Annotated in this window: 15 protein-coding genes; 8 read left to right on the forward strand and 7 right to left on the reverse strand. The window is 52.7% G+C overall.

Going from position 1 to position 9,233, the window contains the following annotated elements; translation table 11 throughout:
• Positions 1 to 130 precede the first annotated feature (130 nt).
• Positions 131 to 547, forward strand: a complete 417-nt coding sequence (locus B5F94_RS15080) for a terminase small subunit (RefSeq protein ID WP_087331311.1) — start codon at positions 131 to 133, stop codon at positions 545 to 547.
• A complete protein-coding gene (locus B5F94_RS15085) occupies positions 547 to 1,818 on the forward strand; it encodes a hypothetical protein (RefSeq protein WP_087331313.1) in 1,272 nt (423 codons plus the stop codon). Before B5F94_RS15080 ends, B5F94_RS15085 begins: the two co-directional genes overlap by 1 nt.
• A gap of 173 nt (positions 1,819 to 1,991) precedes the next feature.
• On the opposite strand, the gene B5F94_RS15090 is transcribed toward B5F94_RS15085, so the two are convergent.
• The 6 genes from B5F94_RS15090 to B5F94_RS15110 form a co-directional block, all read right to left on the reverse strand.
• Positions 1,992 to 2,258, reverse strand: a complete 267-nt coding sequence (locus B5F94_RS15090) for an AbrB/MazE/SpoVT family DNA-binding domain-containing protein (protein WP_087331314.1) — start codon at positions 2,256 to 2,258, stop codon at positions 1,992 to 1,994.
• Entirely contained in the window at positions 2,255 to 2,389 is a 135-nt protein-coding gene (locus B5F94_RS17080; RefSeq protein WP_275533500.1) for a hypothetical protein, read from the reverse strand. The genes B5F94_RS15090 and B5F94_RS17080 overlap by 4 nt, the downstream gene beginning before the upstream one ends.
• On the reverse strand, positions 2,376 to 3,101 hold the full coding sequence (locus B5F94_RS15095) for a DUF7666 domain-containing protein (RefSeq protein ID WP_087331316.1): 726 nt from the start codon (positions 3,099 to 3,101) through the stop codon (positions 2,376 to 2,378). The genes B5F94_RS17080 and B5F94_RS15095 overlap by 14 nt, the downstream gene beginning before the upstream one ends.
• A 182-nt stretch (positions 3,102 to 3,283) precedes the next feature.
• A complete protein-coding gene (locus tag B5F94_RS15100) occupies positions 3,284 to 3,520 on the reverse strand; it encodes a hypothetical protein (RefSeq protein WP_087331318.1) in 237 nt (78 codons plus the stop codon).
• A gap of 163 nt (positions 3,521 to 3,683) precedes the next feature.
• Positions 3,684 to 4,424, reverse strand: coding sequence for a phage antirepressor KilAC domain-containing protein (locus B5F94_RS15105; RefSeq protein ID WP_087331321.1), 741 nt, complete (start codon positions 4,422 to 4,424; stop codon positions 3,684 to 3,686).
• Positions 4,421 to 4,615, reverse strand: a complete 195-nt coding sequence (locus B5F94_RS15110) for a helix-turn-helix domain-containing protein (RefSeq protein ID WP_087331323.1) — start codon at positions 4,613 to 4,615, stop codon at positions 4,421 to 4,423. The genes B5F94_RS15105 and B5F94_RS15110 overlap by 4 nt, the downstream gene beginning before the upstream one ends.
• 230 nt (positions 4,616 to 4,845) lie before the next feature.
• On the opposite strand from B5F94_RS15110, the gene B5F94_RS15115 reads away from it, so the two are divergent.
• Both B5F94_RS15115 and B5F94_RS15120 read left to right on the forward strand, forming a co-directional pair.
• Positions 4,846 to 5,265, forward strand: coding sequence for a hypothetical protein (locus B5F94_RS15115; protein WP_087331325.1), 420 nt, complete (start codon positions 4,846 to 4,848; stop codon positions 5,263 to 5,265).
• A 1-nt stretch (position 5,266) separates the two neighbouring features.
• Entirely contained in the window at positions 5,267 to 5,659 is a 393-nt protein-coding gene (locus B5F94_RS15120) for a hypothetical protein (protein ID WP_087331326.1), read from the forward strand.
• A gap of 2 nt (positions 5,660 to 5,661) precedes the next feature.
• Here the strand turns inward: B5F94_RS15120 and B5F94_RS17085 are convergent, their stop codons facing one another.
• Positions 5,662 to 5,784 carry a hypothetical protein gene (locus B5F94_RS17085; RefSeq protein WP_275533505.1) on the reverse strand — a complete coding sequence of 41 codons (123 nt, stop codon included), beginning with the start codon at positions 5,782 to 5,784 and terminating at the stop codon, positions 5,662 to 5,664.
• A gap of 16 nt (positions 5,785 to 5,800) precedes the next feature.
• On the opposite strand from B5F94_RS17085, the gene B5F94_RS16305 reads away from it, so the two are divergent.
• The 4 genes from B5F94_RS16305 to B5F94_RS17140 all read left to right on the forward strand — a co-directional run bounded on the left by B5F94_RS16305 (position 5,801) and on the right by B5F94_RS17140 (position 9,071).
• Positions 5,801 to 6,088: a hypothetical protein gene (locus tag B5F94_RS16305; protein ID WP_143383321.1), complete on the forward strand. Its 288-nt coding sequence runs from the start codon at positions 5,801 to 5,803 to the stop codon at positions 6,086 to 6,088.
• A 12-nt stretch (positions 6,089 to 6,100) separates the two neighbouring features.
• Positions 6,101 to 6,370 (forward strand): hypothetical protein, encoded by a 270-nt coding sequence (locus B5F94_RS16310; RefSeq protein ID WP_143383322.1) that lies wholly within the window; start codon positions 6,101 to 6,103, stop codon positions 6,368 to 6,370.
• 10 nt (positions 6,371 to 6,380) lie between these two features.
• Positions 6,381 to 7,433, forward strand: a complete 1,053-nt coding sequence (locus tag B5F94_RS15125) for a site-specific integrase (protein ID WP_087331328.1) — start codon at positions 6,381 to 6,383, stop codon at positions 7,431 to 7,433.
• Positions 7,434 to 7,871: 438 nt separating this feature from the next.
• Complete coding sequence (locus B5F94_RS17140; protein WP_087331330.1) at positions 7,872 to 9,071, forward strand: LuxR C-terminal-related transcriptional regulator; 1,200 nt, start codon at positions 7,872 to 7,874, stop codon at positions 9,069 to 9,071.
• Positions 9,072 to 9,233 lie beyond the last annotated feature (162 nt).

Here is a 9,233-nt window from a genome sequence, read left to right on the forward strand (position 1 = left end):
CCCTATCTATTACCCCCCTATTATCCCCCCAAAAAAGAAAGAAAAAACTCTTGCGCATTTCGCGAGTTTTTGCGCAGAATCTGGGGGAAGAAAACGAGCCTTTGAGCAACCACAGAAAGGCGGTGGTGGTGTGGCGCTGACGGCAAAGCAAGCGGCTTTTGTGCAGGAGTACCTTGTGGACCTTAACGCCACACAGGCCGCCATAAGAGCAGGGTACAGCAAAAAGACGGCGGAAAAAATCGGGTCTGAAAACCTCAAAAAACCAGAGATTCAAGCCGCCATCAAGGAAGCCATGGACCGGCGGGAAAAGCGGTCGAACATTACCCAGGACTTTGTGCTTTCGGAGCTGTACAAGATCGCCACGCAGGGCGCGGACGACGGGCCGGAGAGCAGCCTAAAATACTCCAACAAACTCAAGGCGCTGGAGCTGCTGGGCAAGCACATGGCCATGTTTACCGAGCGGTCCGAGGTCACGGGCACCCTGTCCCTGACCATGGAGAGCTACCTGGAGGACCTGGACAAGCAGGGCGAAGGGCAGGCGTTTTGATGGTTCACGTCAGAGTCTGCCGGGAGTACATCGAAAAGTGCTTGAAGATCCGAAACAAGCAGGGCAATATAGTCCCGTTTAAAATGAACGGCCCACAGGGGCGTTTGTATGACCAAATCAAGGAACTGCGGGCGCAGGGAATCCCGGTGCGCATCATCGTGTTAAAGGCCCGTCAGATGGGGTTTTCGACCCTCATTGAGGCAATCATATTTTGGGCAGCAGCCACGGCGCGAAACGTGGCGGGGCTGGTCATGGCCCACCAGGACGACGCCACGTCAAACATCTTTGGCATGGCAAAGCGGTATTACGATTACCTGCCCGACCGCCTCAAGCCCATGCAGAGGGCCAGCAACGCCCGGGAGTTGCTCTTTGCATCACCTACCGGCAGCAAGGGCAAGCAGAGGGGCCTGGACAGCTCCATCCGGGTGTCCACGGCAGGCGGTCACGGCGTGGGCCGGTCGTTCACCATCAAAGTGGCCCACCTGTCGGAGTTCGCGTTCTGGCCTGGGGATAAGCGGGACACGCTGGCCGGTATCATGCAGGCAGTCCCCGACGAGCCGAACACGATGGTGTTTATCGAGAGCACGGCCAACGGATATGATGAGTTCAAAGATATATGGGACAACGCGGTAAGCGCCTGGGAGCGCGGAGAGCGTGACGGATGGTGTCCCTTCTTCGCTGCCTGGTGGCAGATGGAGGAATACCGGCGTCCTGTTCCGCCTGGATTCGTTCGGACGGCAGAGGAAGAGGAACTTGTAAGGCTCTACGACCTGGACGACGAGCAGTTAGCATGGCGGCGCTGGTGCATCAAGATCAACTGCGGCGGGGATCTGGACTTGTTCAGGCAGGAATACCCCGCCTGCCCCGATGAAGCCTTCATCGCTTCCGGTTCCTGCATCTTTGACCAGACGGCAATAGCCGCATGGCGGCAGGTTATCAAGACCCGGGCGGCAGTAACCGGAATGAGCCAAGTATACAGCGGGCGAACGGAAAACCGTGGCCGATTTGTCTATGAGTACGACGGCCTGACGGTCTCCGGGATCACCTGGGAGCCTTGCGCCGATGGTGAGATTACCATATACAAGCGCCCTGTGGAGGGCGTGCCCTACGTCATAGGCGCAGACACCGCCGGAGACAGCGGGACGGCCTGGTCCGACTTCTTCGCAGCCCATGTGCTGGACAACACCAGCGGCGAGCAAGTCGCCGTGCTGCATGGCAAGATGGACGAGGACGTATTTGCCCGTCAAATCTACTGCCTTGGGATGTACTAAAGGTATTATTCAGGTCAGCACGGACGGCCCGGGCCTGAGCCAAGTTTTCATCAGTACAGACCAGCGCCATGGCGGCGGCAGTCTGGTCAATGACCTTCTCTTTCATGGAACGCAGGCGCTCCTCGATCACCGGGAGCTGAACCACCTGAATCAGGTCGGTGCTGGCAAGCTGCTCACTCATAATTTTCGGCCTCCTCCGGTTCTGCAAACTTCCCAATGCAATCCGGGCAAATAGCCACGCCCGCATGGTAGAGCATATGGTCATGGGTGCCGCCGCAGCAGGCACAGAACGCCTCGCTCCGGCTCAGGATGATCTTGTCATTCGACACGCCGATATCAAGGCGGACGCCGGTATTCAGGTTCAGGGAGTCGCGGATTTCTTTGGGCAGCACAATGCGGCCCAGCGGGTCAATGGCTCTGCTCATTCCGGTATTTCTCATTCTTCTTCTTCCTCCTTCATGCAATCAGGGCAGATAGTTTCAGCCCCGTACAGTTCCGCACCGCACCGGCAGTACCCGGCGGGCGGATCTTCCTGCGGGTCCCGCAGGGGGTTGGCGTTAATCGCACTCAACAAACTCGCCGCCTTTCAGCGTGTACCATACTCCCGGCTTGATAGTCTTACCATCTACAACGGCGGCCTTTGCGGATAGGATGGGGTATGTCTCTCCGTCCCACTCGCCGCGCTCTACCAAGCAAATAGCGCATCCAAGAGCGCCCATAGCTTTACCTTCAATGCCGGAAGCGACAGCAATAGACGCCTTTCCGGTGGCAGAGGCCGCGCCATAGTCTCCGGTGGCAGAGGCCGCGCCCTGGTATCCGGTGGCAGAGGCCGCGCCATAGTCTCCGGTGGCAGAGGCCGCGCCATAGTCTCCGGTGGCAGAGGCCGCGCCATAGTCTCCGGTGGCAGAGGCCGCGCCCCTTGTTCCGGTGGCAGAGGCCGCGCCATAGTATCCGGTGGCACGCTCTCCTTCTCCCTGTGTGCAACGCTCTTTTGTGTACTCCACAGCGGCCTTCACAAGTCCGGCAATGTTAAGTTCTGCCCCGATCTTTATTTTGGTGGATGCAACTTTGGAGTCACCATCGTTCTTGCTTAGTTCTCCGCTCTGCTCCACCTCAAAAAACCGGCTTCCGGCAGGTGGGTAGTAATTGAACACGTCAAGCGGATATTCGAAGGCGTGGAAGCCACACTCACAGGCCACAGCCTTGTCGGTCTCGTACTCCTTGCCGACTTCATACTGGAAGCCGCGACATTTCATGTCTTTGTCCATTCCCTTATAGTTCATAAAAATTCCCCCAATTCCACGGCGGCCACCAGGGCCAGAACCAGGCCCCAAAACAGTGCCGCCGTTAATTTCAAACGGTCCATGACCGGATTACCACCGCAGCGGCCACGGCGGCAACGATGATGGCCGACAGTTTGATGTATTGAGTGCGCCAGTAGCGGCGCTCTTCTCTGGTCATGCTCTCAACTCCTTATCATTTCTTCCAGCCGCCAGACGGTCGCCAGCGGCATACGCACGGTGCTGTCAGCAGCCAGCAGGCGGGCCACGGTCTCCAGGCGGATTCCAAGGTCGGCGGCTATGGCCTTGTTGCTGAGGCTGTGGCGGTTCTTGTAGACCGCCAGCCGGTCGGCCATGGCCCGGGCCTGGTCGGCTCGCTTGGCCGCCTCACGCTGGGCGGGTGTAAGTGCTACTCGCGGCATGAATCGTGCCTCCCTTCCTCTGATCCTGAAATAAACAACCACCGAAGGTGCTTGCACGGACCGTGGCGGCCACGGAATACGCACCGGCGCTTGTGTATGTAGCGGTCATTCATGTACCGCCCATGAAGCGCACACCAGGCGGTGGCATTGTGCGGGCGGCGGGTCATGACGTACCACCCAGAAACCGCTGGACAAAATACTGCTGGCCCTTTCCGGTGACCTTTGGCGTTTTATTCACGCTGGTGTGGCCGTCGGCATGAGATACCACCGTTTCCTTGATTTCAAACAGTCCCAGATTCATGGACTTCTGGGTGGGCATATTAAAGTCGGTGCCGTTCCGGCGGATCAAAAAGCCGTTTTCCCTCAGCCAGCCGAAAAGGCGGTTTTGTCCGATATCAACGCCGTTCTGTTTGAGCAGCTTTGCCAGCTCGCCCACCAGGATGGAAGTCTTGGCCGTGCTCACCGCGTCGGCAAACAGAACTTTTGGCCTGTTGGCCTCGTTCTCTGTCTCCACCGCAAGCAGCTTCTCCGTCGCATCGGCCAGAGCACGCAGCGCAGAAGGGTAATCCTTGGGAAGCTGATACCCGCCGGTCTTTCGGATGGTGGGCAGAACCTCGGCAGTCACCCAGCGCTTAAACTTCTTTGCCCCGGGAAGCTTGCTGGACAGCACCAGAGAGTAAAGTCCGGATTCGTTGATGGTGGTCATTGACCGCCCCTGACCTGACCAGTCAAATCGACGGGTCAGCTTGTCCTCGTCGTCAACGTGCTTTCTCAGCGCCTGGTCAGTGTCGTTATACCCAAGCGCCTGGGCAACGTCCTTGCCCACAAACCAAGGTTCGCCGTCTACCTCGACGGCACGAACGGCCCCAAACTCGGGGTTGTTGAAAAGTTGAAGGTCATTCACTTTTTATCGCCCTCCTTCAGAAGCTCGTCCACCGTGCAGTGGTACAGACCGGCCAGTTTGACCAGAAGAGCGGCACGGGGACGGGTCTTTCCGGTCTCCCAAAACGAAACTGCGGACTGGTCAACGCCCATGTGCTCCGCTACTTCCCGCTGAGTAAGTCCGGCTTTTTCTCTTGCGCTCAGAAAGCTCATTTTGCACCTCCCTGTTTATCAGAAATATTAGTTTTGGTAATTGACAAAAATGGGACAAGGCTTTACTATGTAAGTGCCACCAATACATTTTTAAGCCAAGCGTCCGCCCCGCTCGGTTCTGCGGTTTTGCCTATGCCATTAGTTTATATCATTTCTATTAGTTTGTAAAGAGGAAAGTATTAGTTTTATTACTTTTGTTAGTTGCCACAAAAACAGGTAGGTGTATTTGTATGTTTTGGGAGAACTATTTGCTTTTGTGTGGGTCCGTGGGGAAGGCCCCAAATACTGTTGCGTCAGAAATTGGGATAAAATCCTCTGGAACCGTTACAGGCTGGAGCAATGGAGCGATACCAAGAAAAAGCGTTCTCTTTAAACTGTGCCAATACTTTGGCGTAACAGAGGAACAGCTTCTTTCTGATGAACTTTTGATGAAACCTGTCCCACCGGAACAGAGTACCCGCGGCATGACTTCGGAAGAGAGGGCGGCGCACTATCGGGGTCTGCGCGCGGAGGAGCAAAAAGAAAAGCCCGCCGACCAGGTGGCCGACGGGCTGACGGAAGAAGAGATCGAGTATTTGAAATGGTATCGGGAAAAAGCATCCGAAAGGGATAAGGCGCTCATCCGAATGATTGTAAAAGGAGATAAATAATATGTGGACTGACTATATAGTTCCTTTTATCATGTTTTTTGTTGGGATTTTTGTTTATTCAATCGGAGTAATGCAAATTATTTTGGTGCTTTCTTGCGCTATTCCTCTTACAAAGCGGATGGCGCAAATATATATTGTTGATACAAAAGGAGCATACAAACAATCTGCCATGACAATCGTCATATGGACTGTGGTAACAGCGGCTGTTGTCGCTGCTGTTCTGTATTTCTGCGGGAAACCCGCAAAAATCAGTTTTTTTATCGGAGCCGGGCTTTCTTTCCTAATTTCTCTCGGGAAATGGGGGATGAGCAAGTCGAATGTGGCGGACTATTTCCAGGCATATGCAAAGTTTTACCCGAAAAAAGCCCTGGATGACATATTTGGAACTCGATGAAGCTATTTTGCGCCTTTTTCTTTTACCTCCAGAAGCTTGCGCCTCTTGGCGGGGTCTCGCAGGGCGGAAACGATGTCCCGTTCCTCTTTTGTGATGTGAATGGTATTGACCTTCTTAGACGTCATGAAGCGCCCTCCCTTCGTGCCGGCGGAACCCGCCAAAATCTGTAATGCAGATTATATTAGAACAAAAGTTCTATTTCAATATGTAATATTTAACAAATTAGAAGCAGAATTTTTAGAATATGCCAAAATAAAAGACCGTACTATTGGACTTAATCAAAAAGGAGGAGCAAAAATGGACAAAATGGATTTTAATGCTGAAATTATGGGTATTTTAAACGATGTTTTGGCGCAGCAAGAAAGGATAATCAAGGCCGTTAAACTGTTAAGTGAAGAAATCGAAAAAATGAAAAGCGAAAATAAATAAAGGTGCTTTTTAATGGGGAAAAAATACAGGTCTGTACCAGTTGGAGTAATTGCGGGATCTCTTGCGCTTGTTTATGATTGGTGGGACTGGGAATTTACAATCGTCAATGTTATTCTTTCGATTGTTTCATTTATTGTAATTACAGCTGTAATTGCAAGAATAACGGAGGCTATTATTTCAAGTGTGGAGAAAGAAGAATCAATAAAACCGGTCATTGGTGTATCTTTTGGCATTGCTGTTTTCATCTTTGTTTTTGCTTTTCTTGTAAAAACAAAAATGTGAGGTGGAGCAAATGAAAAAGCTGACCAATCCAACACCGGTTAAACTTCCATCTGGCTCCTGGCGATGTCAAGTGATGGTAAACGGGCAGCGGGTAAGCGTGGTGGACGAGGACCCGGCGGTTGCCCACGCCAAGGCGCTGGCGTTGAAGGCCGGGTTGCTCCAGAAAGAAAAGCCGGTGCAGTCCATGACGGTGGGTGAGACCATAGACAGGTACATCGAGAGCAAGGACGGTGTGTTGTCTCCGGCTACAATCCGAGGGTACAAGAAAATCCGGAAAAATGACTTGCAGGAACTAATGGGCGTAAAACTCCCGGAGTTGCGGCAGGAACGCGTCCAGCGTGCAGTCAATCAGATGGCAAAAGAAAAGTCGCCCAAAAGCGTCCGAAATGCACACGGGCTGTTGAGCGCCGCGCTGTCGATGTATTATCCTGATTTTGTACTGAGGACAACCATGCCGCAAAAAACGCACCACGAAATCGAGATCCCGGATATGGATGAGATTTCTGCTCTGCTTCAAGCGTCAGCCGGAACAAAAATGGAAGTTCCGCTTTTGCTTGCCGTTTGGCTTGGCCTGCGGGAGTCTGAAATCCGGGGGCTCACCTGGGATTGCATTGAAGGTGACTATCTGCACGTCAAGCAGGCCATTGTGGACGGGGAAAATGGCCCTGTGCTGAAAGGCACAAAGACCTACTCGGGTGACCGTCGCATCCGGCTGCCGGAGCATATCAAAGAGGTGCTGGAAAAACAGCCAAAGACGGGGAGACACATTGTAACGCTCTCCGGACACGCTATGTACAATCGCCTTTCCAGAATGTCAGAAAAATTGGGCCTGCCGCACCGCCGTTTCCACGATTTGAGACATACGGCTGCATCTGTGGCTATGTCGCTGGGAGTGCCAAATACCTATACCCAGAAACGCATGGGCCACGCCACAGACCATATGCTCAAAACCGTGTATCTTCATACTATGAGATCCAAAGAGGACGAGTATGCAGATAAAATCGACAAGACGTACAATGACCTTTTGCACACGGATTTACACACGAAAAAAGATGGAGCATAGAGCCTCAATTGATATGCGGATTTTGAAGTGGGGTTCGACTCCCCCCGCCTCCACCAAAAGTAGCAAATCCGAACCCTGCACCGCTTGGTGCCGGGTTCGGATTTGTGCTTTTTTTGAATAATTTTGGGAAAGGCCAAACCCCAAAAGTCTATCTCATTTTTCTCTCTGGTGGAAGTTGCTGTGGCTTCGTGTTCTCTCTGCGTGGCTGGGTTTGAGTGTAACGGGAAACCGATTGGGATAGCTTGCCCGAACGACGGACCTTCTGCAAAATGCTATTTGGACCATCCCAAATGGCCGGTTGAAATTCCTTTGACAGCATTATATAATAATTAACATATAGTAAAACTGAAGAAGTTGTTTAGTCTCAATTTTTGAAAGATGATACTGCATTGCAACCTATTTACGGCGGTATCAAACGGCCTGGGGCGGGGGCACTTTATGGAATACATGACTGTGTACGATGCGGCGCAGAAATGGAACACATCTGAGAGCCTGGTGCAGAAATACTGCGCATCAGGGCGCATTGCGGGCGCAGAGAAGTTTGGGTCATCCTGGAGAATCCCAGTGGGAGCCGAAAAGCCCAAAGACCAACGCAGGGAACAGTCGGCTCCGGAAACGCAGGGAAAGAGAGGCCAGAGCCTTTCTTATCCGGGGCTTATGCCGCTGATGAACACCGCGTTTGAGCCGGGAAAATGCCTGGAATTCATTGACAGCATGGCGGACGGCCTGGAAAAACAGGTCGCACTTGCGGAGTATTACTATTTCAGCGGACAGCCGGAAAAAGCCATCGAACAAACCCAACTGCTTCTCCGCGAGTCGGATAGGAACATACAGCTTTCCGCCTGCCTGATCTATCTGTATGCCAATCTTTCTATGGGTGAGATACAGAGGGCCAGATATGCGCTGACAGCAGTGCAGGAAACGCTTGCCTCGGATACGGAAAAGCACCCGGAAAAGCGGGCGGGTCTGTCCTTTATTTCTTCTGCTGCGGCAGTGCTGCTGCACCTTCCTTTGCCCAAAGAACTGCCTCCCACGCAGGAGTTCCTTCCCAGGCTTCCAATGGGCATCCGGATGTTTGCGTTATATATCATCGCCCACGGTGTCTATCTGCAAAAGGACTACCAGAGAAGCCTGGGCATTATAGAGGCCACGCTGAGTATGCAGACGGAAGAATATCCGATCCCCAGCATTTATCTGCATTTGGCCGCAGTCATGGACTATATGAGTCTAAAACAGGTGGACAAGGCAAAGCGGCATCTGCTTGCGGCGTGGGAGCTTGCCAAACCGGACGATTTTATCCAGGGCTTTGGCGAACACCACGGCTTGTTGGGCGGGATGCTGGAAGCGGTGATCAAGCCGGAATATCCGGAGGACTTCAAGCGGATCATCGCCATCACCTACCGGTTTTCCGCGGGGTGGCGCAAGATCCATAATCCCGATACCGGGCATGATGTGGCGGACAATCTGACCACAACGGAGTTTGCTACATCCATGCTGGCTGCCCGCGGCTGGACGAATCAGGAGATCGCGGACCATATGCACATCTCTTTGAATACGGTAAAGTATCATATTACCAATGCCATGCAGAAACTCAGCGTCAAAAACAGACAGGAATTGAAAAAATATATGCTGTTATGAGAGAAAGGACCCGGCCATTTGGCCGGGTCCTTTTTTCGGTACCGGTGAATTATACTATCAAGCGCAACAATTTAGGGAAATAAAAAGAGTTCATATGGCCCCCAGTGGTAGAATGGAGTAACCACACAACCAAAACACCAGGAGGGGACTATATGAACTACC

The organism is Flavonifractor sp. An4 (assembly GCF_002161755.1).
Taxonomy (GTDB): Bacteria; Bacillota; Clostridia; order Oscillospirales; family Oscillospiraceae; genus Flavonifractor; species Flavonifractor avicola.

What these genes read in the sequence shown, in the direction of transcription:
- B5F94_RS15095 (WP_087331316.1), bottom strand. Translation starts at nt 3,101, where the DNA reads ATGAACTATAAGGGAATGGACAAAGACATGAAATGTCGCGGCTTCCAG.
- B5F94_RS15120 (WP_087331326.1), top strand. Translation starts at nt 5,267, where the DNA reads ATGTGGACTGACTATATAGTTCCTTTTATCATGTTTTTTGTTGGGATT.
- B5F94_RS15090 (WP_087331314.1), bottom strand. Translation starts at nt 2,258, where the DNA reads ATGAGAAATACCGGAATGAGCAGAGCCATTGACCCGCTGGGCCGCATT.
- B5F94_RS17085 (WP_275533505.1), bottom strand. Translation starts at nt 5,784, where the DNA reads ATGACGTCTAAGAAGGTCAATACCATTCACATCACAAAAGAGGAACGG.
- B5F94_RS15085 (WP_087331313.1), top strand. Translation starts at nt 547, where the DNA reads ATGGTTCACGTCAGAGTCTGCCGGGAGTACATCGAAAAGTGCTTGAAG.
- B5F94_RS15110 (WP_087331323.1), bottom strand. Translation starts at nt 4,615, where the DNA reads ATGAGCTTTCTGAGCGCAAGAGAAAAAGCCGGACTTACTCAGCGGGAA.
- B5F94_RS15115 (WP_087331325.1), top strand. Translation starts at nt 4,846, where the DNA reads ATGTTTTGGGAGAACTATTTGCTTTTGTGTGGGTCCGTGGGGAAGGCC.
- B5F94_RS15125 (WP_087331328.1), top strand. Translation starts at nt 6,381, where the DNA reads ATGAAAAAGCTGACCAATCCAACACCGGTTAAACTTCCATCTGGCTCC.
- B5F94_RS15100 (WP_087331318.1), bottom strand. Translation starts at nt 3,520, where the DNA reads ATGCCGCGAGTAGCACTTACACCCGCCCAGCGTGAGGCGGCCAAGCGA.
- B5F94_RS16310 (WP_143383322.1), top strand. Translation starts at nt 6,101, where the DNA reads ATGGGGAAAAAATACAGGTCTGTACCAGTTGGAGTAATTGCGGGATCT.
- B5F94_RS17140 (WP_087331330.1), top strand. Translation starts at nt 7,872, where the DNA reads ATGGAATACATGACTGTGTACGATGCGGCGCAGAAATGGAACACATCT.